The 22041-nt window shown below is 66.0% G+C and carries 25 protein-coding genes; 8 read left to right on the top strand and 17 right to left on the bottom strand.

Features of this window, described 5'->3' with window-relative positions; all coding sequences use genetic code 11:
• The 9 genes from HMPREF3014_RS13655 to HMPREF3014_RS13615 all read right to left on the bottom strand — a co-directional run.
• Positions 1-2591 (bottom strand): conjugative transfer ATPase (locus tag HMPREF3014_RS13655; RefSeq protein ID WP_070734454.1); only part of this gene is annotated, 2591 nt, incomplete at its 3' end.
• Positions 2591-3040 (bottom strand): TIGR03751 family conjugal transfer lipoprotein, encoded by a 450-nt coding sequence (locus HMPREF3014_RS13650; protein ID WP_023087296.1) that lies wholly within the window; start codon positions 3038-3040, stop codon positions 2591-2593. The genes HMPREF3014_RS13650 and HMPREF3014_RS13655, both read right to left, overlap by 1 nt.
• Positions 3021-4439, bottom strand: a complete 1419-nt coding sequence (locus HMPREF3014_RS13645; RefSeq protein ID WP_023087297.1) for a TIGR03752 family integrating conjugative element protein — start codon at positions 4437-4439, stop codon at positions 3021-3023. Before HMPREF3014_RS13645 ends, HMPREF3014_RS13650 begins: the two co-directional genes overlap by 20 nt.
• A complete protein-coding gene (locus HMPREF3014_RS13640) occupies positions 4429-5340 on the bottom strand; it encodes a TIGR03749 family integrating conjugative element protein (RefSeq protein WP_023087298.1) in 912 nt (303 codons plus the stop codon). The genes HMPREF3014_RS13645 and HMPREF3014_RS13640 overlap by 11 nt, the downstream gene beginning before the upstream one ends.
• Positions 5337-6029 carry a PFL_4703 family integrating conjugative element protein gene (locus HMPREF3014_RS13635; RefSeq protein WP_023087299.1) on the bottom strand — a complete coding sequence of 231 codons (693 nt, stop codon included), beginning with the start codon at positions 6027-6029 and terminating at the stop codon, positions 5337-5339. The genes HMPREF3014_RS13640 and HMPREF3014_RS13635 overlap by 4 nt, the downstream gene beginning before the upstream one ends.
• The gene (locus HMPREF3014_RS13630; RefSeq protein ID WP_003105639.1) at positions 6026-6424 is read right to left on the bottom strand and encodes a TIGR03750 family conjugal transfer protein; all 399 of its coding nucleotides are present in this window, start codon (positions 6422-6424) and stop codon (positions 6026-6028) included. The genes HMPREF3014_RS13635 and HMPREF3014_RS13630 overlap by 4 nt, the downstream gene beginning before the upstream one ends.
• Positions 6425-6436: 12 nt before the next feature.
• The gene (locus tag HMPREF3014_RS13625; protein ID WP_021195311.1) at positions 6437-6796 is read right to left on the bottom strand and encodes a TIGR03745 family integrating conjugative element membrane protein; all 360 of its coding nucleotides are present in this window, start codon (positions 6794-6796) and stop codon (positions 6437-6439) included.
• A 16-nt stretch (positions 6797-6812) separates the two neighbouring features.
• Complete coding sequence (locus HMPREF3014_RS13620) at positions 6813-7046, bottom strand: TIGR03758 family integrating conjugative element protein (RefSeq protein WP_003050225.1); 234 nt, start codon at positions 7044-7046, stop codon at positions 6813-6815.
• A complete protein-coding gene (locus tag HMPREF3014_RS13615; RefSeq protein ID WP_023087300.1) occupies positions 7043-7426 on the bottom strand; it encodes an integrative conjugative element protein, RAQPRD family in 384 nt (127 codons plus the stop codon). The genes HMPREF3014_RS13620 and HMPREF3014_RS13615 overlap by 4 nt, the downstream gene beginning before the upstream one ends.
• 203 nt (positions 7427-7629) lie before the next feature.
• Here HMPREF3014_RS13615 and HMPREF3014_RS13610 point away from each other — a divergent pair, with 203 nt between their 5' ends.
• Genes HMPREF3014_RS13610 through HMPREF3014_RS13575 form a run of 8 tightly spaced genes read left to right on the top strand, consistent with a single transcriptional unit; the run spans position 7630 to position 14866 of the window.
• On the top strand, positions 7630-8100 hold the full coding sequence (locus HMPREF3014_RS13610) for a helix-turn-helix domain-containing protein (protein ID WP_003050245.1): 471 nt from the start codon (positions 7630-7632) through the stop codon (positions 8098-8100).
• Positions 8097-8672: a PIN domain-containing protein gene (locus tag HMPREF3014_RS13605; RefSeq protein WP_003050248.1), complete on the top strand. Its 576-nt coding sequence runs from the start codon at positions 8097-8099 to the stop codon at positions 8670-8672. The genes HMPREF3014_RS13610 and HMPREF3014_RS13605 overlap by 4 nt, the downstream gene beginning before the upstream one ends.
• A 17-nt stretch (positions 8673-8689) precedes the next feature.
• Entirely contained in the window at positions 8690-9604 is a 915-nt protein-coding gene (locus HMPREF3014_RS13600; protein WP_023087301.1) for a CBASS system CD-NTase-associated protein Cap6, read from the top strand.
• Positions 9601-10071 (top strand): type III CBASS phage resistance system CD-NTase-associated protein Cap8, encoded by a 471-nt coding sequence (cap8, locus tag HMPREF3014_RS13595; RefSeq protein ID WP_023087302.1) that lies wholly within the window; start codon positions 9601-9603, stop codon positions 10069-10071. The genes HMPREF3014_RS13600 and cap8 overlap by 4 nt, the downstream gene beginning before the upstream one ends.
• Positions 10068-10568 (top strand): type III CBASS phage resistance system CD-NTase-associated protein Cap7, encoded by a 501-nt coding sequence (gene cap7, locus HMPREF3014_RS13590; protein WP_003050262.1) that lies wholly within the window; start codon positions 10068-10070, stop codon positions 10566-10568. Before cap8 ends, cap7 begins: the two co-directional genes overlap by 4 nt.
• The gene (locus HMPREF3014_RS13585; protein ID WP_023087303.1) at positions 10568-11470 is read left to right on the top strand and encodes a CBASS oligonucleotide cyclase; all 903 of its coding nucleotides are present in this window, start codon (positions 10568-10570) and stop codon (positions 11468-11470) included. The genes cap7 and HMPREF3014_RS13585 overlap by 1 nt, the downstream gene beginning before the upstream one ends.
• A gap of 36 nt (positions 11471-11506) precedes the next feature.
• Positions 11507-12232 carry a CBASS effector endonuclease NucC gene (gene nucC, locus HMPREF3014_RS13580; protein ID WP_023087304.1) on the top strand — a complete coding sequence of 242 codons (726 nt, stop codon included), beginning with the start codon at positions 11507-11509 and terminating at the stop codon, positions 12230-12232.
• 9 nt (positions 12233-12241) lie between these two features.
• Positions 12242-14866, top strand: a complete 2625-nt coding sequence (locus HMPREF3014_RS13575) for an ATP-binding protein (RefSeq protein WP_003050276.1) — start codon at positions 12242-12244, stop codon at positions 14864-14866.
• Between the two features lie 40 nt (positions 14867-14906).
• Here HMPREF3014_RS13575 and HMPREF3014_RS13570 read toward each other — a convergent pair whose 3' ends face one another.
• From HMPREF3014_RS13570 to HMPREF3014_RS13535, 8 genes are all read right to left on the bottom strand, one after another.
• Positions 14907-15656, bottom strand: a complete 750-nt coding sequence (locus tag HMPREF3014_RS13570; protein WP_023087305.1) for a TIGR03747 family integrating conjugative element membrane protein — start codon at positions 15654-15656, stop codon at positions 14907-14909.
• A complete protein-coding gene (traD, locus tag HMPREF3014_RS13565; protein WP_023087306.1) occupies positions 15653-17845 on the bottom strand; it encodes a type IV conjugative transfer system coupling protein TraD in 2193 nt (730 codons plus the stop codon). Before traD ends, HMPREF3014_RS13570 begins: the two co-directional genes overlap by 4 nt.
• Positions 17846-17849: 4 nt before the next feature.
• Entirely contained in the window at positions 17850-18398 is a 549-nt protein-coding gene (locus HMPREF3014_RS13560) for an integrating conjugative element protein (RefSeq protein ID WP_023087307.1), read from the bottom strand.
• Positions 18395-18985, bottom strand: coding sequence for a transglycosylase SLT domain-containing protein (locus HMPREF3014_RS13555; protein WP_003109780.1), 591 nt, complete (start codon positions 18983-18985; stop codon positions 18395-18397). Before HMPREF3014_RS13555 ends, HMPREF3014_RS13560 begins: the two co-directional genes overlap by 4 nt.
• Positions 18967-19704 carry a TIGR03759 family integrating conjugative element protein gene (locus HMPREF3014_RS13550; protein WP_023087308.1) on the bottom strand — a complete coding sequence of 246 codons (738 nt, stop codon included), beginning with the start codon at positions 19702-19704 and terminating at the stop codon, positions 18967-18969. The genes HMPREF3014_RS13555 and HMPREF3014_RS13550 overlap by 19 nt, the downstream gene beginning before the upstream one ends.
• Positions 19705-19716: 12 nt before the next feature.
• Positions 19717-20361 carry a hypothetical protein gene (locus HMPREF3014_RS13545; protein WP_023087309.1) on the bottom strand — a complete coding sequence of 215 codons (645 nt, stop codon included), beginning with the start codon at positions 20359-20361 and terminating at the stop codon, positions 19717-19719.
• Complete coding sequence (locus HMPREF3014_RS13540; protein WP_023087310.1) at positions 20358-20957, bottom strand: PFGI-1 class ICE element type IV pilus protein PilL2; 600 nt, start codon at positions 20955-20957, stop codon at positions 20358-20360. The genes HMPREF3014_RS13545 and HMPREF3014_RS13540 overlap by 4 nt, the downstream gene beginning before the upstream one ends.
• A gap of 138 nt (positions 20958-21095) precedes the next feature.
• On the bottom strand, positions 21096-22041 hold a 946-nt coding region (locus tag HMPREF3014_RS13535; RefSeq protein WP_083327199.1), incomplete at its 5' end, for a helicase-related protein.

Below are 22041 nucleotides of genomic sequence, written 5' to 3'. Positions count from 1 at the left end.
CGCGCGATCTTCTCCACCTCGTCCGGCGGCATCGACAGGCACACCCACCACTCGATCATGTTGAGCATCGGCTCCGCTGCACGTGGCAGGTCGTCGATGTTCTGCGTCGCCAGCCAGAACCAGGCGCCCAACTTGCGCCACATTTTTGTAATTTTCACGACATAGGGCGCGAGCAGCGGGTTCTTGGTGATGATGTGACCTTCGTCGGTCACGTTGACGATCGGCCGTCCCAGGTACTGGTCGCGCTCGGCGATGTTGTTCACCGTGCTGATCAGGCTGATGTAGGCGATGGAGAGCTGCGCGTTGTAGCCCTCGCGGGCATAGGTCGCCAGATCGACCAGCGTGATGTCGGCCTCGGGCCACGGCGTGCCGTCGCGGTCGAACATCTCGCCGTCCGTGCCTTGGCAGAACATGTCCATCGCGTCCGCCATCTCCAGCAGCCGCGCACGGCGCATCTCGGGCAACGTCGGGTCCTGGCCACGGGTGCGCAGTGCATTGCGCACATCGCGCGTGAGCACGGTGCGCTTCTCCGCCACGCATTGTTCGGCGGCGTCGAGGATGCACTGGCGGATCAGCGAGCGGTCGGCCCGCGTCATCCGCGCTTCTTCCTTGTCTTCGCCGCCCGTGATCATCAGCCGTGCCGTGATCTCCAGTTCGCCGAGCACGTCGCGCTGCTCATCCGCCTCCATGGCCGAGGCATCCGGTGGCAGGTCTTCGTCCAGGGCATCGGCATCGAGCGTCTGCACGTCGCTGGGCGTTTCGATCAGCCGGCGTGCGTCGGCGAACGGCGCCAGGCTGATGCCCGATCCGGGGGCCAGCTTGACCCGGTTCACGGTCAGGCCCAGGCGCCGCGCGAAGTCGCTGAACAGGCCGAAGCTGTTGCCGGCTTCCACGATGAAAAGCCGCGGCCGGTAGATGGCCGTCACCTGGTTCAGCAGGTTGTTGAGCGTGGCGGACTTGCCCGAGCCCGTAGGGCCAAACAGAAACAGATGGGCATTCATCTGCCGATCCAACCTGTTCAAGGGGTCGAACGTAATCGCTCCGCCTCCGCGATTGAACATCGTGATGCCGGGGTGCCCCGTGCCCTGGGCGCGGCCCCACACCGGCGACAGGTTCGCCGCGTGCTGGGCGAACATCAGCTGCGTGTACCAGCGGCGCCGATCCTTGCCGGGGTTGTAGCAGCACGGCAGCCAGCGCAGGTAGCTGTTGAGCGGCGCCACCTCGTCGTCCTCGCGCACCGGCTGCAGGCCGGCGTTGAGCATGACGTTCGCCAGGTCCAGGCCGTGCCGATCCAGTTCCGCCTCGTCGCGCCCGCGCAGGTAGAACGCCAGCGTGCCCCGGTAGAGCTTGTGCGCGCTGCCGATCAGGGAGCGGGCCTCGTGCACGTCCTTGAGGGTCTGCTCCGACGCCAGCGTCTCGCCCACGGCCTTCTTCGCCAGGTGGTTCAGATCCGATTCCAGGACATCCTGCGGCGTGGCGACCATCGTGAGACACATCAAGGTGTCCTCGGGCATCTGGTCGAACAGCGTGTTGATCGCGTCCCCCTTGCGGGTCTCGCCGGTCAGGTGCCCGGTGCCGGGCGGCATGCGCAGCCGGTCGGTGATCAGCACGCGGTGCGGCATGCCGTCGAAATACCAGGCCCCTTGCGCCACGTCCGAGCGCGGCTGCCCGAAGAACAACCGCTGGCTGAAATCCCGCCCGCTCGCCAGTTCGATCTCGCCGGCCTCGGTCTCGTCCGGGTAGCGCGCCAACTCGTAGAAGCGCTCCCGATCCCCAGCGCCAGACCCGAGTAGCGTGGGACGCGGGTTGAACCACCGCAGCAGCCAGTCGTGGACGTCGGCTGCGACCATGCGCCGTGCCTGGATGCCGGCGTTCGCCAGCCCGCCACACAGGCGGTCGCAGACGATGTTCAGCATCTGCTCGGGCGTCTGGCCGCGGCGGCTTGCCTGCCCGGTGGCACGGCGATAGACCACCATGCGCACGCGCCGTGTCTGCCCCCGCCAGCGCAGACGGGTAACCACCGTGTCCTCGAACAGGCCGCCCGGCTTGGCTACTGCGCGCAGGTGGTGACCGAAGAAGCGAAGGTAGAACTCGGTGAAGGCCGTATCGCGGGCGCGCGGTTGCACATACTCGCCCAGGGTCTGCATGTATTGGTCGAAGCTCGGCTCGTCCTGGGCATAGAGCTGGAGCACCCAGGGGTTCTCGTCCAGCTCATCGAAGCTGTCCTGAAGTGCGTTCTCCAAGGCGTCACGGGCATGCGCGAGCCAGCCGGGTTCCCGGCCTTCGGTTCCCAGCGGCACCAGCTCGTAGAACGCCGCCACCGATTGGCCGTCCTCCAGGAGCATCGATTTCGACTCGGGCAAGAACTCCACCCAGGGCAGCAGTTCCACGAAGGATGGTGCGACGTCGTACAGCGCCTGCTCGTCGGCCTCCGTCGCCGGCTTGCGGCCCCGGACTGCCGAGCCGGGTTCGGGGATGCCGGCCTGGCGCAAGGCCTCAATGTGGCACTGCCAGCGGTTCGGCTGCTCATCGCCGGCCGTGCCGCTGGTGCCGGCGCCCGCCAGCTTCGGCCAGGGAAGTTTCCACCGCATCAGTAGTCCTCCACGCGCTCGCCCGGCATCGCGTACTGAATGCGCTGGTACAGCGGGAAGACGGTCGTGTAGCCGGGCACCGGCACGGGATCGGTGCCGGCCAGATGCGGGTACACGTACATCACGAGATCGGGATTGGGCAGGCGCTGGAACTGGCGATGGACTTCGTTGCGGGCGGTGCGCGTGTAGCGCATCTGCTCGGCAGGTGCGGCCTGCATATCGGCGTCGGTCAGCGGCCGACGCAGGCTCTGGCGCGCATCGAGCAGTTGGCGGCCGGCGTTCCGTCCGGCTGCGCCACCGCCGTCGCCGGCCTCCTGCTGCCAGATGTCCATCATCGTGCGGTCACCGTGGGTCAACAGCTTTTCCTTGCTGGTGGCGCAGCCGGCGAGCACCGCGACGGCGAGGGCCAGTGCTAGGCCACGGGCCAGGTTAGTCAAGTTCAAGGGCATGGCTTTCTCCTGCGCGGTGATCGACCTTGCGGCCTTCGGGATCGAAGTCGATGGCGAGCGGCTTTTCGAGGTGGACGGCAACCTTGGCGCCGGGTTGGACATAGACGGCGGCGAAGGCTTGGCCGTAGAGCTTGTTGACCCAGGCCGACATGTCCCGGACACCGCCCGCGAGAATCTGGCCGACCGCTTCTTGGCCGGTGATGCCCACGGTGCCGATGGAGCCGTCCGAGCCGACATAGGACATGCGACCGCTGTCACTCTCGATGAGCGAGGCCACACCGGCACCGGCCGCGGTGATTAGGGCCTGCGAGCCGAGGTATTGCTGGGCGTTGCTGCGCCGCTCGCCGCTGACGCAAGGAATGCCGTGGGGATCGCTGATCCAGCCCAAGCCGTCGCGCTGTTGGTTGTTCTGCTGGTTGCCCTCGCGGTCTTCGGGGATCGTGCGAATCGTGCCGTCGTTGAAGACGAACGTGATGCTGCGCACCTGACCGCGCACGCACGAGAGCGTCCAGTCGCCCGAGGCGGTGCCGCTGAACACGGCGCCGGCCACGTCGGGAATGTCGATGCCATTGGCGGTCAGATTGTCCGGCCCGACCAGAACTTTGAACGGATAGGGATCGTTGACCGTGCCGTCGATCGGCACGCGGCCGATCAGGGCCGTCATCGCCACCGATCCCATTAGCGTCGAGTTGGTCGGCACGGTATAGACCGGCTTGGCACTCTTGACTCCGGCGGCGCGGGCGCCCGCGTTGGCCACGGTTTCAGCGGTGGTTTCGAGCGTGCTCTGCGCCGGGCCGAAGCTAGTGGGGAAGCTCATGCCGCCGCTCGCGCCACGCCCCCCGTTGCGCCCCTCGGCGGGCTTTGCGTCGTCCGGCTCGACCCACCGCACGCCGCCCTCCATGCCGGCCTCGTCGCCGCCCTGCAGCCCCAGGCCCACGGGCAGGTCCGCATGGCCGCCGCCGCGCCCGCCGATGCTGTCCAGGCGCCGTTGCAGGTCGGCGAGCAGCCCTTCGGTCTGCTGGCGCGCGCTGGCCGCCTGCTCTTGGTCGCGGCGCAGGTTGGACCGCTCGGATTCGAGCGCCGAGTTGATGCGCTGGTCGATGGAGTTCTCGCGCTGGCGCAGCCGCTGGTTCTCTTCACGCTGCGACTTGTTGTCCGAGAGCGCGGTCTGAAGCTCGGTGCGCAACTGCTTCACTTGGGCAACGAGCGTCGCCACGGTGTCGCGCGGGGTGTCGCCTTCGATGCCCAACGCCTTCATTTCCTCGGGCGTGAGCTGGGCGCCGTTGTCCGCCGCGGGTGGCGCCGTGCTGCCTCCACCCGAGAACAGCCGGATACCGACGAACAGCACCAGGATGGCGACAGGGATCATCAGCCACTTGAGCAGGCCGTTACTGCGCATGGCGGGCCTCCTTGGCGTTCTCGTCGCCGTCCGGCTGCGGCAGATGCACGGCAGGGTCGAAGCGGCGAATCGCCGGCAGCAGCGACTGCGCGAGGCCGCGGCCGCGCGTGACCAGGTACAGGACGGTCGTGTCCTCGGGTGTGCCGCGCGGGCCCAGCGCCTCGTGCTGGAAGGTGGCGGTGAGGAAATCGCCTTGCAGCACGCGCGGGTCGAGCGCGACCCAGTCGGCGCCGGTGTTGGTGAGGCGCATGGCAGTCACCCATTGGTCTTCCAGGCGCCACGACGCGAGCGCGACCGCGCGCACCGGCAGCGTTGGCATCAGTGTGTCCAGGTCGAGGTCGCGGGGCAGGTTGACCCGCATGACGCCCGGAAGCGGCTCGACGGTGCGCAGCGGTGCGTAGAGGTTCTGCGCGGCGAAGCGCGTCAGCACGACAGGGACCGGGGTTTCGCGCCGCGCGGTCCGCGCACCTGCCTGGCCCTGGGCGCGTGCCGGCGCCTCGGCACTGTCGGCCTGCTCGCCATAGCGTCCCGGTGCGCTGTCGCCCTCGACGATGCGCACCGGCTCCAGCTCGGCTTCCCCGTCCTTGGGCGGTTCGGCTGCGATGTCCAGCAGGATCAGCGCGCCCGTGTCGGCATCCTGCAGTTGCAACCGCGTGGGCTCGATCGGCTCGCTGGCGCGCAGGTACACCGCGCCGCCCGCACTCTGCACGCGCAGGCGTTCGCCCACGCCCGCGGGCACGCCCACGCGCACGTTCCGGTCGATGAACACGATGCGTTCCTGACCGACCTTCAGCGGCACTGCCAGTGGCATGCGTTCCCAGCGCAGGATCTCCACGGCATGGGCGACGGGTGCCGCGGCCACGGCCAGTAGCCCCAGCAGCGCGAATACAGGATGCTTCATGGGGTATTTCCTCCTTGAGGCGCTTGCGGAGACAGGCCACTCGGCGCCGGGCGCGTCGGCTCCGGTGCACTGATGCGCTGGGGCGCGCCGTCGTAGCAGTCCAGCGCCAGGCCGAACGGGTTGCGGGCGGGATCGACGTCCACCCGCGTGACCTTGATCGGATAGCGCACCAGGGCGCGCTTGACCTGCTCGGCGCCGTAGTACTCGTCCGCCGTGATGTCCAGCGTCACCACCCAGTCGCGATCGGACACGGTTCGCACGCGCGCCGTGGGGTCGTCGCCATAGCCGCGGCCGGGAATCTCGTAGATGCCGCGCACGCGCTGACGCAGCTCGCCCGTGGAGCGGCGGTAGTCATAGTCCGCCCGCAGGAAGGCCTGGCAGGACGGGGTGAGGTACGGCGAGAGCGTGTGGAGGTTGCGCGAGTAGTCTTCTTCGCCATTGGTCGGCCAGCGGTTCAGCGTCTGGAACACGTAGAACGTGAACGCATAGACCGATTCGGGCGGCACTTCCCACCACTTGCGGGTACTGCCAGAGCGCAGGTCGGGCGGGACGTGGATGGTCAGGTCGCGCGGCGCGCTCCACCAGCCGCCGCCCATGACCAGGGCGACAATGACCAGCGCGCCCGCGCCCAGGCGCAAGGTCTTGATGTGCGCCTGCAGGTGGGTAATCTCGTTTTTGAAGCGGCTCATCGCATGCTCCTGCGGGTGGACCAGAAGCCCGAGCGCGAGATCAGCACGTGGCCGCCCACCCAGCCGGCCATCAGCGGATGGCGCGTGGCGATGCGCCACTGCAACTGCCGATACAGCCAGGTGTCGGGGCGCCCGCGCTTGAGGCGGCGCAGGATGCCGCCGCCGATGAAGACGCCGAGCGCCACGCCCAGGACGACGAACGTCGGTGCGATGGCGATCGTGCGGAACACCCACGAAAGCGGCGCGCCGACCAGCAGGCCGGCAGCGCCGGACAGGCCGCAGCAGATCCACAGCTCGTCGGCAGTGAGGCCGCGCACGACAACGGGGTGGCGGTTGAGCCGATGCGGAAGGAACGTCACGGTCCCGTCCGCACGGACGTGCTGCTGCTCGGACATACCGGCCTCGCCTTACAGGATGCCGGTGGCTTCGGTGAGCAGCCAGATGCCGATCACGAGCAGCACGGCGCCGATGGCGACCGTGAGGCCGAACTGGCCCCAGGTCTTGCGGCCGGTGTGGATTTCCGCGTAGGTGCCGTAGGCGTGGTAGCACACGCCGATGAACATCGACGCCACCACCAGCAGGGCCACGAGCATGATGATGTCGTAGCCGTAGTTGCGGATGGTCTCCATGATGCCGTTGCCGGTGCCGCGCGTCGGGTTCTCCAACTGCGGCAGGCCTTGTGCGAACGACAGCGCCGGCAGCGCGGCGGCGCCCAGGGCCACGGCGGCGCGCTGGGCAAAGCGGGAAGTGAGGATGCGGTTGTGCATGGTCGGGCCTTTCAGGTCAGGACAGGAGGAAGAAACTCAGGACGAGGTACATCGCGACGAAGCGGATGCAGACGCCGAGGAACTGGCGCTGGTTGAGGCGGCTTTCGGACCACCCCACGTAGGCCGTTCGGATGGCCCAGACGCCCCAGACGAGCAGGACCGCGAACACGACGCCGACCAGGACGGTCGCCATCGCGGAAGGCGCGATACCGCTGTTGGCTTGAAATGCCGAGACCTGGGCGCCGTTCATTGCTTGCCCTCCGCAGTCGTCGCCGGCAGCGGCTCGGTCGCCCGCTCGGTGCGGTAGTCGCCGGCCAGTTCGGAGGGGTCGCGCGGTTGAGCGCGCGATGGCGTCAGGTGAAACTGGATGCCGGCGCGAACGCGCGCCAGGTCAGCCAGCAGCCGCGGGTAGTCGAAGTGGTAGCGCTCGCCCGGCTGGATGGGGGCATGCGCGGCGCTGTCCGCGACGGTGCGCTCCAGCGCGTCGAGCTGGCGCAGTGCGGCGACCAGCTCCTGGCGCTGCGCAGGGGACTCGGCCAAGGCCATCGGGGACTGACCCAGCAGGAGGGCCGTCACGAGAAGAGTGGGTACGCCGCGATGCGCGGCGCGTAGCCAGATCGAAGCCACCATCGCGCCATTCCTGTGTGATCAGCAATGGGGTGATCGTGGAGATCAGGGCTGTTTTAGGCCGCAAACAATAGGAACTGGCGGACGACCGGATTGGGCATGCCGCGAGCGAACCTACAAAAGCCCGGGTCGCGTTTCGATTATTGCGTTTTTCGAGTGTTTCGAATATGATCGGCTCTGCAACCGTTTTCGCTTAGGAGCTACCCATGACCACCGCCACTGCCCAATCCAAGATGACCCTTCCCGCCGCGGGAGAGGTTAAGGCAGCCGTCCAGGGTCAACGTGCCTTGGCGGCTTACCTCGCAACCCAGTTCGAGACGCAGCACATCCAGATCTTTGATGACCACAAACAGGCTCATCAGGTGGAACTGCCTACCTCGGCGTTGCGCCTGCTGGTCGACATCCTGGCCGAGTTGGCCGATGGCAATGCAGTAAAGGTGGTGCCCGTCCATGCAGAGCTGACGACCCAAGAGGCGGCGGACTTGCTCAACGTGTCCCGTCCCCATTTCGTCAAGCTGCTAGAAGATGGGGTGTTGGCATTTCATCGCACCGGCAAGCACCGCAGGGTGAGGTTCGCCGATCTGATGCAGTACAAGGAAGCGCGCGAGCGCGCCAGTGAGCAGGCGATGGCCGAACTCGCTCAGCAGTCGCAAGAGTTGGGAATGGGATACGAATGAGGCATTCCCCATTCACCGCCGTCTACGACGCGTGCGTTCTATATCCCGCGCCACTGCGGGATTTCCTGATGTGGCTCGGCCTGTCTGGCCGCTTCCGGGCGCGGTGGAGCCAAGCCATTCATGAGGAGTGGAAACGCAACCTGTTGATCAACCGCCCCGATCTCACCCGGGTTCAGGTCGACAGGACGTCGGATCTCATGGACAGGGCCATTCCGGACGGCTTGGTGGAGGGCTACGAAGCGCTCGTGGCAGGCCTGACATTGCCCGATCCGGACGATCGGCACGTCCTGGCTGCGGCGATTCGCTGCGGTGCGAGCGTGATTGTGACGTTCAACGAACGGGATTTCCCGAACGATCTGCTGGCTCCGTACGGCATCGAATCGCAGCACCCCGATGAGTTTGTGGACAACCTGCTGGATCTGGATGCGGCCGCCGTAGTGTCGGCTGCGCAGCGCCAGCGTGCCCAACTCAAGCATCCGCCGATCGATGTGGACCGCTATCTCGAAATCCTGCTGCGCCAAGGCCTTGTGCAAACGACCAAGGTGCTGGCGACCTATCGCACCATTCTCTGACCCGCCGAGAGCCACGGATGACCAAGAATCCTTCATCAGACGCCACTTTGCCGAAAGGCATCCATCGAAGCTGGAAGCTGCCGGACAAGTCGCTGGGTGACTTGTGGGATTCGATCGTGATGGACGAAGCCATCAAAAAACAGTTGCTGTCACAAGCGATCGTCAACTTCACGGTGCGCCCCAAGGTGGAGCGCACGGTACTCCCCCTGCACGGCGTGATCTTGTTGGTCGGCCCACCGGGGACTGGGAAGACCTCCTTGGCACGGGGCTTGGCGCATCGTGTGGCCGAATCTTTTTCTTCTGCGAAGTTTCGATTGCTGGAAGTGGAGCCTCACACGCTGACGAGCTCTGCAATGGGAAAGACTCAACGCGCCGTGGCAGACCTGTTCTCGCAATCGATCGCAGAATCCGCAGCGGCGGGCCCGACGATCGTCCTTCTGGACGAGGTCGAAACGCTTGCGGCTGATCGAGCCAAGCTCAGCCTGGAAGCCAACCCGGTTGATGTGCACCGGGCCACCGATGCGGTGTTGGTGCAGTTGGACATGATGGCCGAACGCAACCCGCATCTGCTGTTCGTGGCCACCAGCAACTTCCCACAGGCCGTCGACAGTGCCTTCCTATCTCGTTGCGACATGGTGATGGAGGTGCCACTGCCCGGCAAGGATGCCTGCAAGCAGATCCTGGTGGACTGCCTGAATGGCCTGGCAAAGACATTTCCGGGGATTGGCAAGCTTTCCTCGGCTCACCAGTTCGACGCGTGTGCTGGCGAGTGCGTCGGATTGGATGGTCGGGCCATTCGCAAGGTCGTAGCCAACGCCCTCGCGGCCGACCCGCAAGTGGCTATCGATCCGAACAAGCTTTCCGTAGAGCACCTGCGCAGTGCGATACGACAGGCAAAGCAAATGCGCCTTCAAGGAGGGACGCAAAAATGACCACCGTTGTCAGCCGGACGTTTCGCAGCTCGCCGCACCGCGATGCGTTGCAGACGTGGGATGCCATTGTCGAACTGCTCACTCAGGGCAAGGACGGCACGGCTCGCTCTGAACTCAGGGCCGTGGCGGGCGTGGCCGCCAGCTTGATCGCCGACCAGGCACCCAAGAGCGCGCCCATCGTTGCGACATGCGATGGACCACGGACCAGGATCTACTGCCTCTTCGACGAAGACGCGATCGATGGTGATGATGCCAACGAAGAAGTCTTGGGGTTCGAGCCGTTGAAGGGAGACTGGGGAGTCTCGCTGCCGTGTCCGAAGGAGCAGCTCGGCTGGGTGCAAACCGCGCTCAAAAAGCACAGTTCTCGCATCATTGCACGGGACTTGAGCCAAGGAATTGCCACGCAGGCGCAGGACGATGCTGGGCAAGCGCTGTCGCTCGACCTCGGAGGTTTCCTCAAGTCATGAGCACCGTCGCCACCTACTCGTACACGCACTCGGTTACCTATGTGACCGACAACATCCTCAAGAGCTTGAAAGACATCATCCTGCTCAGTGGGCTGGACCCCGAGCACTTTGCGGATCGCTGGGAGAGCAATACCCGAGCCATCAAGACGTGGCTCGGGACCGGTGATCTGCGCAAGGTGATTCTGGAGATCTACAACCCGGCAACCGACAAGCTTGTGACCCGATGGGATATCGACATCGTGTATGGGTGGTCCGATGGCGACGGCAGCTTCTGGACAGATACCGAGCAGTTGAAATACGCGATCAAGAAGGCTGGGCTGTTGCCATCGCAGGCTAAGTACAAAGTCATGCTTGATACAAAGCCCGGGCGGCCTGACGTGGATGGGTGGAGCAAAGGAAGCTATCGCTCGACGGATGGGATGGTCAAGCAGAGCCTGGGCTCGACTGTGGAACACAGCGGCCTGGCGGGTCAGGCTGGATATTGGAGGCAACGCTGATGCTGTCGATCGATGAAGCTTTTCGCAAGTTCAAGTCGCGCCTGGAACTCAACGAGCGCGAGCAGAAGAATGCCTCGCAGCGCCAGAACGAAGTGCGGGACTACCTGCAGACGAAATTCGGTATTGCGCGCAGCTTCCTGACCGGCTCCTATGCTCGATACACGAAGACGAAGCCGCTCAAGGATATCGACATCTTCTTCGTGCTGAAGGACTCGGAGAAGCATTACCACGGCAAGGCCGCATCGGCAGTGCTGGATGATTTCCACTCTGCATTGGTGGAGAAATACGGTTCGGCAGCCGTGCGCAAACAGGCGCGCTCGATCAACGTGGATTTCGGTGTTCACATCGACGCGGAGGACAACACGGACTACCGGGTGGTCAGCGTGGATGCGGTGCCCGCATTCGACACCGGCGACCAGTATGAGATCCCCGATTCGGCGTCCGGAAAGTGGATCAAGACGGACCCGGAGATCCATAAGGACAAGGCGACCGCAGCGCACCAAGCCTATGGCAATGAGTGGAAAGGTCTCGTGCGCATGGTGAAGTACTGGAACAACAATCCCAAGCACGGCGATCAGAAGCCGGTGAAGCCCTCATTCCTTATCGAGGTGATGGCACTGGAATGTCTCTACGGCGGCTGGGGTGGATCGTTCGATCGCGAGATCCAGTCATTCTTTGCCACGCTCGCTGATCGTGTCCATGACGAGTGGCCTGACCCGGCCGGCCTCGGGCCGGCGATCAGCAACGACATGGACGCTGCGCGCAAGCAGCGCGCGCAGCAACTGCTGTCGCAAGCGAGCCAGGACGCAAGTGTCGCCATCGACCACGCGCGTCGCGGTCGCAATCTCGAAGCGCTTCGAGCCTGGCGTGCGCTGTTTGGCCCCAAGTTCCCGCTTTCCTGACCCCGTCGGCTGCCATACGTCCAATCGAGGTACAACATGTCCCAGTGGTCGCTTTCCCAACTCTTGTCGTCCTTGCACGAGGACATCCAGCAGCGCCTGTCCGTAGTACGCAAGACCTTCGGTCACCCGGGCACGAAGGGGGATGCGAGCGAGAACGTCTGGATCGACATGCTGGATACCTATCTGCCCAAACGGTACCAGGCGGCCAAGGCGCATGTGGTGGACAGCCTGGGGAACTTCAGCCAGCAGATCGATGTGGTGGTGTTTGATCGGCAATATTCGCCTTTTATCTTCACCTACGAGAACGAGACGATCATCCCAGCCGAAAGCGTGTACGCCGTGTTCGAGGCCAAGCAGACGGCTGACGCGGGGCTTGTGGCCTATGCCCAGGAGAAGGTCGCCAGTGTGCGCAGGCTGCACCGCACGAGCCTGCCGATCCCGCACGCTGGCGGGACCTACCCAGCGAAGCCGTTGATTCCGATTCTGGGTGGCTTGCTCACCTTCGAGAGCGAATGGAGTCCAGCATTGGGCCCATCCATGGACAAGGCGCTGAACGCAAACCTCACCGAGGGGCGTCTGGACATCGGATGCGTTGCCGCCCACGGGCACTTTTTCTATGACCAAGCCAGCGGCGCGTACGGCTACACCAACGAAAACAAGCCGGCGACCGCGTTTCTTTTCAAGCTGATCGCGCAGCTGCAGTTCAGTGGAACGGTCCCCATGATCGATGTGGAGGCTTACGGTCAGTGGTTGACCAAGTGAGGGGTCGCTGTGGCAAGCATACGTTCGGAGTACCACCGGTTCCTAGCGCACTTGGCGCAGCGGCACGTGCACGACGACGTGCGCCGGCTGGCGCACCTGGTGCTCGATCACCTGCAGCCACTGGCCGAGGTCGGTGCTGCACGCCGGGGGCGCTCCACGCGCTTGGCGCCGCTGGCCATCGCGCATCTGGCGCAGATGCCTGTCGCCTACAACGGGGACGCGCGCGGCCCCGAAAACGGGCCGGCGCTCGGGCGACTGCACCAGCTCGAAGTCGGGCCGTTTCGAGGATTCATGCGGCAGGAGACGTTCGACCTCAGCCATGACATCACCTTGGTCTACGGTGCCAACGGCACCGGCAAGAGCAGCTTCTGCGAAGCCTTGGAAGTGGCGATGCTCGGTTCGATCAGCGAAGCGCAGGCCAAGCGGGTCGACCAGCGGACGTACTGCAACAACGCTCGCCTGCGCCGTCATGTCGCGCCTGTCCTATCGTCCCGGGCGGAAGACCAGCCCCAGGCCGTCCAGCCAGATGAAGCCGAATACCGCTTCTGCTTCATCGAGAAGAACCGCCTTGACGACTTCGCCCGCATCGCCGCGCGGACGCCGGGCGACCAGCGGCAACTGATCGCAACCCTGTTCGGCGTGGACCAGTTCAGCGAATTCGTGCGGGGCTTCAACCCTTTGCTTGATCAGGACCTGATGCTCACCGGTGTCCAAGCTGCGCAGCTGGCACAACGCCGCGTACAGTTGGCGAACTCCGAGCAGACGATCGCCGCCTATCCGCAGAAGATTGCTGCGGTCGAGGCCCTAGAGCAGGCCTTGGCGCAGCGCATGTGGCCTGGCGCGACCTACCAGGCCTGCGTCGACTGGCTGCTCGGCACACCGCAGCAACAAGGGCGGCTGCCGTACGTCCAGGCACAACTGGACGCCAACCCGCCTGCCATTTATGAAGTGACGCAGGCCCGTCTGCAGGCGTTGTTGGCAGAGGCTTATCGGATCCAGGGACTGTGGCGGGCGTCTTCCGGGCAGCTTGCCGCCCGCGCCGGCGAGGTGTCATACGCGAAGCTCTACGAGGCCGTGTTGGCGCTGGCGGACGGGGCGACGGCTTGCCCCGCCTGTGGAACTGCACTGGCCGCTGTGGCGCAGGATCCGTTCGCGAAGGCACGCGCGGGCCTGGAGCAGCTTGCTCAACTGGCTGCCCTCCAACAGCAGGAGACCGGACATCGCACGCAGTTGAGCGAGGCGGTCCGAGTTCTGTGGGAGGAGATGCGCCGCGTGGTAACGGCGGGTGCCGTTGCCTGTCCGGCCGAATCACAGGGTGCTGGCCTGCCGCTGCTGCCTCCCACTGCGGCCGGCAATTGGCTTGGTGCCTGGGTCGATGGAGATCGACGTGCCTGGAACGCTCTGCTGCGGATCGCCGAGATCATTGAAGGGGTCGACGCGCAGGCGCGGGAAGTGCATGCCCAGCGCGGCGCATTGGCACAGGAGCGAGATGGCCTACAGCAGCACCAGTTGGAGGTCCAACGACTGCGCACCTTGCGGGGGGCGGCCGATCAGGATCTGGCCACTGCCCGCCAGACCGTCGCCCAGTTCGACGAGGCGAACCGCGAACTGATCGAGGTCGTTGCTGCGGAAGTGGCGGTGGTGGCGCACCATCAGCGGGTCAAGGTTGCCTACGACGGCTTTTTGCCCGAGATTCAGGCCTACCTTGCCGCACTTCCAGGTGTGCTGCTCCAAGGGCTGGGAGAACAAGCGCGCCAGCTCTACAACGCATTCAACCGGGCCGATCCGCCCGGCGATCTGCTGCACGCGCTGTGGCTGCCAGTGGCCGAGAACGGCAAGATCGAGGTGGAGTTCGCTGGGGAGCCGGGTGTCCGTTACGACGCGCTAATCGTGTTCAGCGAGGGGCACATCAAGTGCCTCGGCCTGGCGATACTGCTCGCCAAAAATATCGCGCAGGGTTGTCCCGTCGTCATCTTTGATGACGTCGTCAATGCGATCGACGATGACCACCGCGACGGCATCTGGCGCACCTTCTTCGAGGATGGCCTGCTCGACGGTAAGCAGGTCATCCTCACCTCGCACGCCGAGGAATTCCTGCATCGCATCCAGCAGGAGCTGGGCGCCCGGCGCGCTGGCGCCATCAAGCGCTACAAGTTTCTCCCGCATCAGGGAGAGCACGAACTGCGGGTCGACAGCGACCCGCCAGCGAAGAACTATGTTCTTCTGGCCCAGCAGGCGTTGGCGGCTGACGAGAAACGCGAGGCACTGCGTCAGGCCCGGCCGGCGCTGGAGAGTCTGACGGACCGCCTGTGGACGTGGCTGGGTCGGCGGACGGACGGCCGGATCGACATCAAGCTGAGCGGGCCCCGCGCGCCTTGGGAGCTGAACAATAAATGCACCAAGTTGCGGTCGGCCGTCGAGCGTATCGCGGCGCAACATGCGGGTGCGCCGGATGCCGTGGGGGCGTTGGTCAGGCTGCTCAATGTCAGCGGTACGAGTATTGAATGGGGTTACCTCAATAGCGGTGTGCACGACGCTCAGCGCGATCATGAGTTCGATCGGGCGACGGTAAGAACGGTCGTCGAGGCTGTTACGGCATTGGATGCTGCTCTTGATACCCTGCAGAACCGATGAACGGCACACGGCTTTGCAGAGCAGTGCCGCCCGTGTCACCTCATAAGTACTTCTTGAAGCTGCCTGCGGTCAGGCTGACTGCCATCCCCAGCAACGCCGCGCTGGGCAGCAGGATGACCAGAGGATGCACCGATATGGGCAGAGCGAGATAGGTGACCCAAGGCAGCACGGCCAACGGCATCAGGCTGGCCTTCGCGCGGTGGTAGATGAAGCCGGATTCGCGGCCCGCGCCGAACCGGCGCACATCCCGTCGCACCAGGCCGTCAATCAGGCCGACGAATGCCGCCGTGAGGATCAGCGGCAGCGTGAGCACCAAGACCAGCAGGCGCACCAGGAAGGTGAGCGTCGTGAAGGCCGCAGCGATCAGGTAGCTTTCGGCCCAGACATAGACTTGGCTGATGTAGTAGCGGAAGTTGCTGCTCTGCCCGTGGCTGGGCGCGCGGACGCGCTCGGCGGTCTGGCTCATGCGCTCCAGCAACCCCGAGCGCACGAACACCCACTCGTACCCGGTATCCACCAACTCGTGCGCCGTGCGCCCGGGCTCCTGCACCACCACGCTGCGCGTGAAGTGGTTGGACAGGTGCCCGAGTTCGTACTGCAGCATCTGCTGGGAGTGGCGCCAGCCCTGGTCATTCCAGAACAGGTGCATGCCGACGCACTCCACCACGATCGAGAACAGCAGCGAGCCAATGAGCACCCCGAGCAGCCGGAACGGTAAGGTGATGGTGCCGACGATCAAGCCTTGGCGTTGGTTCTGCTCCCGCTGCGCGGTCGAGGCGGCATCCTTCATGGCACGGCCTCGTTGCCCGCGCCATCGTCGGCGCCGGTGGCCACCGCGCCGGGCTCGGCCGCAGCGGCATCGTCCAGCAGGTCGTCGGGCAAGGCTGCATCCTGCAAAGCCGACGAGCTGGTGAACTCCCACCACTGCGTGGCTTCGCTGTAGCTCTGGCGCATGTACCCGGCCAGTTGCTGCAGGTCCGCCGGCATCACTTCATCCGGGTCCGGCGCCGGCAGCGGCATGCGTACCTTCCAAAGCTGGCCGCCCTGCAGCAGCGCGAAGCACTGGCCCTTGGGCAGGCCGACGACGTGCGACGGCTCGATCATCGGCACGCTGGACATGCTGATGCGGTCCTGGGTGTTCGACGTGAAATCCGTCGTGCCGCGGATGTCTGAGCTGTCCGTCGCGCCCGAGACGATGGTGGTCGTATAGACCTCGACCTTCGGCAACTGCCTCGTCAGCAGTTCCGCGGTGGCTGTCTCGCGCACGCGCAGCATGAACAAATTGTTGAAATTCCCTATCACCTGGCCGGCCTTCGCACGGTTGCCGATGCGGGCCTCGATGTCCGACAGCGTTTGCGTGTATGCGGTGACTTGCAGGCCCGCGCCACCGCCCTTGTTGATGAGTGGAATGAACTCGTCACCCATCAATTCATTGAACTCGTCGGCGTGCACGTTGACCGGCACGCGCGCACCGGCCGATGCGCCCGGCAGGCCATCGTCGATCCCGTGCTTGTAGATGTGACCGGCGACAGACACCAGGTCGGAGAACATCGAATTGCCGACCGCCGCGGCGACCTCGGCATCGGACAGCGCGTCCAGACCCACATAGACGATGGCGCGCTTTCGGATGACCTGCATCCAATCGAAGATCGGACGTGGGTCGGCCAGGTCGGAGTAGTTCGGTGCCAGAAGCTGGGCGATCTTGCCGCTCGTGAGCTTCTCCAGCAGTGGCAGCAGCGATGCGACGATCTTGTCGAAATAGGTCTTGTCGTAGCGGACTGCACTGCGCAAGCCGTCCAGCACCGGGTCGTAGTTGCGCGCCTGGGAGAGGTACTGCTCCAGCGCCACGACGCGCTTCTCGCGCCCGATCATGTTCCTGGGGATGTTCTTCTCGTTGAGCTTGGCCTCGATCTGGACGATCACCTCCCAGGCCTTGGGCTCCGTCTTGGCGAAGTAGTGCTGGGCGTACTCGATGAATAGCGCGTCGATGTTGATGACGTGCCGCTGGATCAGCATGTAGTCCGGGCGCTGCCCCAGTTCCACCAGGGCGCGAGCGATGATGTTCACGAAGCGCCATGCGAACTCGCGGAACGCCGCGCTGTTGCCTTCGCCGGAGAGCTGCCCCGCCACCCGGGTCGCCACTTCGCTGATGCGGCCGAAGCGGCCCACCGCGTTGTAGCGTGCCGAAATGTCCGGCCAGCCCAAGTGGAAGACGTAGAACTCGCCTTCACGGCCCGCGCGCTGGGCCTCGACGTACATCCGCTTGAGCAGGTCCGCGTCCCCCTTGGGGTCGATGACGATCACGACCTCGTGCTCGCCGGCGGCGTTCCTGCGCCGGATGTCCTGCGTGACGAACAACTCGGCCAGCCGCGTCTTGCCCACCCGCGTGGTGCCCAGCACCAGCGAATGCCCGACGCGCTCGCCCAGCGGCAGGCTGACGTCCACCTCGTCGGGTTCGATGCCGTGCAGGCGCGGCAGGCCGCCGACAGGCGGCAACGGGCGCACGGGGTTGAAAGGCACGTCCCAGCCCGTGAGCGAGGGCAGCCGGGACAGCGGGAACGGCGCGAACTCCATCCGTTCCTCCAGGCGCCTGGCCAGCCGGTAGGCCGGCGTCGGCTCGACGTAGCGGCGGAATTCCGGCCGGTACGTCTGCATCAGTCTATGGGTGTGCTTCTGCTCCCACAGAAAGCCGCGGCCCACGAACAACCGCTGCTGGCTGACCGGCACGTCCTTGCTGGTCATCACGTAGCGCGGCAGACGGCGGATGTTGCGCCGGTAGCGCAGGATGACGCGGGCATCGCGGTAGCGGATCGCGCCGTAGGCACCGAATGCCAAGGCGCTGCCGACGCCCATCGAAGGGCTCAGCGCGAGCGACCATGGGGCCACCAGGCACAGAAACGCGGCGCCTGCACACGCCGCGACGGTGTATAGCTCCACCGCTGGGCGTAGCAGAACCTCGACCGGCTGTTTGCCCGACATGGCTTCATTGCTCGATGCCGGTGGCCGTGATCAGCGCCGGGTAGTGCCGCAGGCCCAGGCGATCGGCCAGGTCGTCGCCGGCCACGGGCGCGAGCGGCACGCCCGGCACCAGGGCGCGCAGCCGCGCCAGACCCTGCGCGGTCTCGACGTTGACCACCAGGCCGACCGCGCCACGTTCGCGCAAAGCGGCGACGCGGCGCTGCAACCAGGCCCGGGAAGCCTCGTCGTCGCCGATGACCACGAACGGCCGCAGGCCGGGCGCTTCAATCACACGCCGCGCGACGGTGCCAGGCGTGAGCTTGGCGCTGCGCACCGGCAGCATCGCGGCTTCGTCCGCCGGTGTGGCAGGAACCTGGGGCGTCGGGATGGACGGCCGCGCCGGTGCGTTGGCGCGCGGCTGGAGATTCAGGGCTTCGTAGTACGGCAATGCCGACGTGCCGCCACGGTCCTCGACAACGATCAGTGGCTCGCCGGCACGCGAGGCCAGCGGCAGGCCTGACAGCAGCATGAGTAGGCCCGTGAACGCGAGATGGGCGGGATGGGGTTTCGTCATGGGGAGGTCTCCTGGCGCGCCGCGAGGACCGCGGCGGCTGGTCGCGTGCCCTGCACGCGGGCAAGGTGGCGCGACACGCTGCGCCGATAGCGGGCGGCGGGCTCGCCGCCTGCGGGGCGGTGGTAGCGGCCGATCGCCAGCAGCCAGTCCTCGCCGGGGGTGTGCTGCTCCTTCAGGATCTCGGCGGCAACGGCCAGGTTGCGATACGGATCCAGCAGGTCGCACGCGCCGGTAAAGCGGTGCTTGTGGTAGCCGAGGTTGATCTGGCCCAGGCCCGCATCAATGCGCGTGTGCGGCGTGGCGCGCATCGCCTGCTGCAGGCCAGCGCAGGCGTCGGCGCGCGTGGCGAAGCGGCGCGACTGGCCGGCGACGTTGAGGGACCACGGCCACGGCACCAGGCGCCCGTTGCGCCGGATGCCGCTCTCCTGCAAGGCCACGGCGTAGAGCACGGTCGAGGGGATGCCTGCGCGCTGGGCGGCAAGCTGGTAAGCCGGTGGCGGAACCTCCTGGGCCAGGGCGGCAACGGCATACAGGCCGGCAGTGAGCACCAGTGCGCGCAGGGGCATGGCTACGGCTGGCGCTGCCATTGGCCGTTCACTTCGCGCACGGCGGCGGGCAGATCGCCGGGCAGGCCCAGCGACAGCCAGCGGCCGCCGTCGTGGTTGAGCGTGATGCTGCCGGCGCGCACGCGCGCCGGGTCGATCTGCGCGCGCTTGGCCCAGTCGCGGATGCGCGCGTCATCCTGGCGGCTGCCCACCATGTACAGGTCGAACTTCGCGCCCGAGGATTGCAGGCGCTGCACGAGCTGTCCGCAGGCTGCGCAGCCGTCCTTGACGAACACCGCCATGCGGCCGCTGCCGCGCAAGGGACTGCTGGATGTGCCGGCGCCCGGCTTGTCGTCGGGCAGGTTCACGCGCTGCATCCCCGGATTCAGGCGCTGCCAGGCCTCGTCGTAGGCGCGCTGGTAGGCGAGCAGCTTCTCGACGCGGCGCGCTTCCACCTGCACCTGCAGTTCCGCATAGCGGCGCCGTTCTTCGTCCGTGCGAGCTTCGATGCCCAGGGCGGACAGCGGGTCCAGGTTGGGCGAGTAGATACCCAGCGGCCCATCCATCAGCTCGCGGTAGCGTGCCCATTCTTGTGGCTGCAAGCCCCATTCGGTTGCCACCAGGTCGTCCAGCACGCGGGCGGCCAGCGGGCGCTCCTGGCTCTGTGCGTTGCGCGCCGGGGTCGTTGCGGGCTGCTGCGCCCAGGCGGGCCATTGCGACGACGCCACCAGGACCGCGAAAAGGAGGATCGACGGCTTCATGGGGTGCTCCGGTCAGGGAATCGCCACGCGGCGGGTCTGGTTGCCGGCCTGGAACACTGCGGTGTTGCCCTCGATCGCCTGCAGGCGCCACGGGCCGACCGCATCCCCGGGCAGCAGCACCTGAAGTTGGGCGGGCGTGAAGTCCCCGGTGCTCGGCGCGACGGACACGCTGCGCTGGCCGGCGCGCAGTTCGGCGCCGACGACGCGGAATGACAGCGGCGGCAGCTCGGTCTTGGAGGCGGCGGACGTCCGCGATGCGCGCCGCTGGGCGGGTGCGGTGGCACGTGCGGCGGCTTGGCGCGCCTTGATCTGCTCGACCTCCGCGCGCAGCGCCTGGAGGTCGTCGGCCGCTGCGTAGCCACTGAGAGATTTCTCGACCTGGGCCGCGCGTGCTTCCAGAATCTGGCGGGTGTCTTTGAGGTCAGCGTCCGTCGCGACGGCCGGGCGCTGCTGGATGGCCTCGATCGTCTCGGCCAAGCCAGTTGCCTGCGCTTCCAGGCGTTGCAGGCGGGAATCCAGCCGCTCCAGGTCGGCCTGGTCGCTGAGGGCCTGGTAGCCCTGGGCCACCAAGACGCTGAGGAAGATCAACCAGAGCCACATCAGGCTCTGCACCACCACGGCGGCGGTCGATCGCTGGGCAGGTTGCGGGGCGTTCATGGTTGGCCTCCCGAAACCATGGGTGCCAGCGGGAACGTCTGCACCGCCTCGGTGGCGGGTGGCTCGGATGGGGACTCGGCGACCGCGCGATCGCCGGGCCGCTCGAAGCAGATTTGCCGTGCGCGGTCATCCGCGTGCAGTTCCCAGGCCGGGCCAGCCAGCGTGAGCAGCGCATCGCGCAAGGTCATGGGGCCGAGGTGCAGGTGTGCCGCCGGCAACGGCAGCGCGTACAGCTCGATCACGGCATGCGCGGTCTGGCACAGGCCATAGCCGCTGCGTTTGAGCACGTGCCGAAGCCCATCCCCGACCGTGGCGCGGGCATCCTCGGGCATGGACACGTCGATGGTCTGCAACAACAGGTCGCGCTGCGCCGCCATGGGTGCCAGTTCGACCAGTGTGTAGCGGGCGTAGCGCACGACCGGGATGTACTCGGAAGCCTCGGGTTCAGGCGCGGCCAAGACTTCCGCGCTGGTGTCGGGCGCGACCGGCGCAGTCGTCGTCGCGCAGCCACCGGCCAGCACCGACCACAGCAGGCCGAGAAATCCCGCCAGAAGGCGGCGTTCGGGATAGTGAAACCACGGTGGAGAGGGGCACATAGCTCGGCGTCCTGAAACATCGAGCCCTCACCATCGCCGCTCAGGCCGCGAGCGGCAGCAAACAATGCGAACCAGGCAGCGTCCGATTTACCGGGAGCGGCAAAAAAAACGGCCCCGAAGGGCCGTAAGTGGAACGTGTCATGCGGCGACAAGCTGCCGGGCCAGTGCGACCTCGACGGAATCACCGTCCTGGTTCAGGACATCGAGCCCGGATTCGGGCACGTCGCCCGAGGTGGACTGCGAGACCATGATCTTCTTGGCCATCAGCTCCAGGCAGGTCATCTGCGAGGAACCGGCGTAGCCGAGGTAGATCACACGCACGGGCTGCTTCTGCCCGATGCGCCAGGAGCGGCGTGCCGCCTGCTGGAGCGAGTACACGTTGTAGCCCGACTGCATGAACACGATCGTCGGGAACTCCAACAGGTCCAGCCCCGTCTTGACCAACTCGGGGTTGGTGATGAGCACGTCGATGCCACGGTCCAGTTGCTCGGCGATCCAGTCTTCGCGGCGGCTGGCATCTACGCTCGCGCGCAGCACCGGCACCTTGAAGCCTTCCTGCTCCAGCAACACCTTCAGGCGCGACGTGGTGTCGCGCGTGCCGGTATAGACCGTGTAGGCCAGGACCTTGCGGCCCTGCGCCTTCTCCTCTTTGCAGATGTCGATCAGCTCACGCTCCTTGGGGCTGATCTCGAACTCGTTGAACTGAGCCGGGACAAACGCCAAGGTGTTGCGCGTGCGCGGATGCACCACGGTCTCCGACCGGAAGCAGCAATCCGGCCAGGCCAGCAGCACGTTGAGGACCACACCCAGCAAGGTCGTATCGCGTCGCGCCAGAGCCTGTTTCAGCTCGGCGGTCAGCCGACCCGCCAGATCGCGGTAGGCCGCGGCTTGCGCCGTGTCCATCGCGACTTCACGGAACTCCTCGTCATACGGCGGCAGGACGTTGCCGCCGATGTCCTTGAGCTTGAGGAAGATCGTGAACGGCAGGATGCAGCGCAAGACGCCCTTGGGGCCGAAGCCCGGGGCCTTGACCGTGCGCACCGATACCTTGGTGCCCTTGGCCGTCTTGTGCGCCGTGCCGGTG

Origin of the sequence: Pseudomonas sp. HMSC065H01 (assembly GCF_001815235.1) — a bacterium.
GTDB classification, from domain to species: Bacteria; Pseudomonadota; Gammaproteobacteria; order Pseudomonadales; family Pseudomonadaceae; genus Pseudomonas; species Pseudomonas aeruginosa.
Note: the sequence above shows the minus strand (reverse complement) of the source record. Positions and strands in the feature narration are given on the sequence as shown.

What these genes read in the sequence shown, in the direction of transcription:
- HMPREF3014_RS13650 (WP_023087296.1), bottom strand. Translation starts at nt 3,040, where the DNA reads ATGCCCTTGAACTTGACTAACCTGGCCCGTGGCCTAGCACTGGCCCTC.
- HMPREF3014_RS13645 (WP_023087297.1), bottom strand. Translation starts at nt 4,439, where the DNA reads ATGCGCAGTAACGGCCTGCTCAAGTGGCTGATGATCCCTGTCGCCATC.
- HMPREF3014_RS13640 (WP_023087298.1), bottom strand. Translation starts at nt 5,340, where the DNA reads ATGAAGCATCCTGTATTCGCGCTGCTGGGGCTACTGGCCGTGGCCGCG.
- HMPREF3014_RS13635 (WP_023087299.1), bottom strand. Translation starts at nt 6,029, where the DNA reads ATGAGCCGCTTCAAAAACGAGATTACCCACCTGCAGGCGCACATCAAG.
- HMPREF3014_RS13630 (WP_003105639.1), bottom strand. Translation starts at nt 6,424, where the DNA reads ATGTCCGAGCAGCAGCACGTCCGTGCGGACGGGACCGTGACGTTCCTT.
- HMPREF3014_RS13625 (WP_021195311.1), bottom strand. Translation starts at nt 6,796, where the DNA reads ATGCACAACCGCATCCTCACTTCCCGCTTTGCCCAGCGCGCCGCCGTG.
- HMPREF3014_RS13620 (WP_003050225.1), bottom strand. Translation starts at nt 7,046, where the DNA reads ATGAACGGCGCCCAGGTCTCGGCATTTCAAGCCAACAGCGGTATCGCG.
- HMPREF3014_RS13615 (WP_023087300.1), bottom strand. Translation starts at nt 7,426, where the DNA reads ATGGTGGCTTCGATCTGGCTACGCGCCGCGCATCGCGGCGTACCCACT.
- HMPREF3014_RS13610 (WP_003050245.1), top strand. Translation starts at nt 7,630, where the DNA reads ATGACCACCGCCACTGCCCAATCCAAGATGACCCTTCCCGCCGCGGGA.
- HMPREF3014_RS13605 (WP_003050248.1), top strand. Translation starts at nt 8,097, where the DNA reads ATGAGGCATTCCCCATTCACCGCCGTCTACGACGCGTGCGTTCTATAT.
- HMPREF3014_RS13600 (WP_023087301.1), top strand. Translation starts at nt 8,690, where the DNA reads ATGACCAAGAATCCTTCATCAGACGCCACTTTGCCGAAAGGCATCCAT.
- cap8 (WP_023087302.1), top strand. Translation starts at nt 9,601, where the DNA reads ATGACCACCGTTGTCAGCCGGACGTTTCGCAGCTCGCCGCACCGCGAT.
- cap7 (WP_003050262.1), top strand. Translation starts at nt 10,068, where the DNA reads ATGAGCACCGTCGCCACCTACTCGTACACGCACTCGGTTACCTATGTG.
- HMPREF3014_RS13585 (WP_023087303.1), top strand. Translation starts at nt 10,568, where the DNA reads ATGCTGTCGATCGATGAAGCTTTTCGCAAGTTCAAGTCGCGCCTGGAA.
- nucC (WP_023087304.1), top strand. Translation starts at nt 11,507, where the DNA reads ATGTCCCAGTGGTCGCTTTCCCAACTCTTGTCGTCCTTGCACGAGGAC.
- HMPREF3014_RS13570 (WP_023087305.1), bottom strand. Translation starts at nt 15,656, where the DNA reads ATGAAGGATGCCGCCTCGACCGCGCAGCGGGAGCAGAACCAACGCCAA.
- traD (WP_023087306.1), bottom strand. Translation starts at nt 17,845, where the DNA reads ATGTCGGGCAAACAGCCGGTCGAGGTTCTGCTACGCCCAGCGGTGGAG.
- HMPREF3014_RS13560 (WP_023087307.1), bottom strand. Translation starts at nt 18,398, where the DNA reads ATGACGAAACCCCATCCCGCCCATCTCGCGTTCACGGGCCTACTCATG.
- HMPREF3014_RS13555 (WP_003109780.1), bottom strand. Translation starts at nt 18,985, where the DNA reads ATGGCAGCGCCAGCCGTAGCCATGCCCCTGCGCGCACTGGTGCTCACT.
- HMPREF3014_RS13550 (WP_023087308.1), bottom strand. Translation starts at nt 19,704, where the DNA reads ATGAAGCCGTCGATCCTCCTTTTCGCGGTCCTGGTGGCGTCGTCGCAA.
- HMPREF3014_RS13545 (WP_023087309.1), bottom strand. Translation starts at nt 20,361, where the DNA reads ATGAACGCCCCGCAACCTGCCCAGCGATCGACCGCCGCCGTGGTGGTG.
- HMPREF3014_RS13540 (WP_023087310.1), bottom strand. Translation starts at nt 20,957, where the DNA reads ATGTGCCCCTCTCCACCGTGGTTTCACTATCCCGAACGCCGCCTTCTG.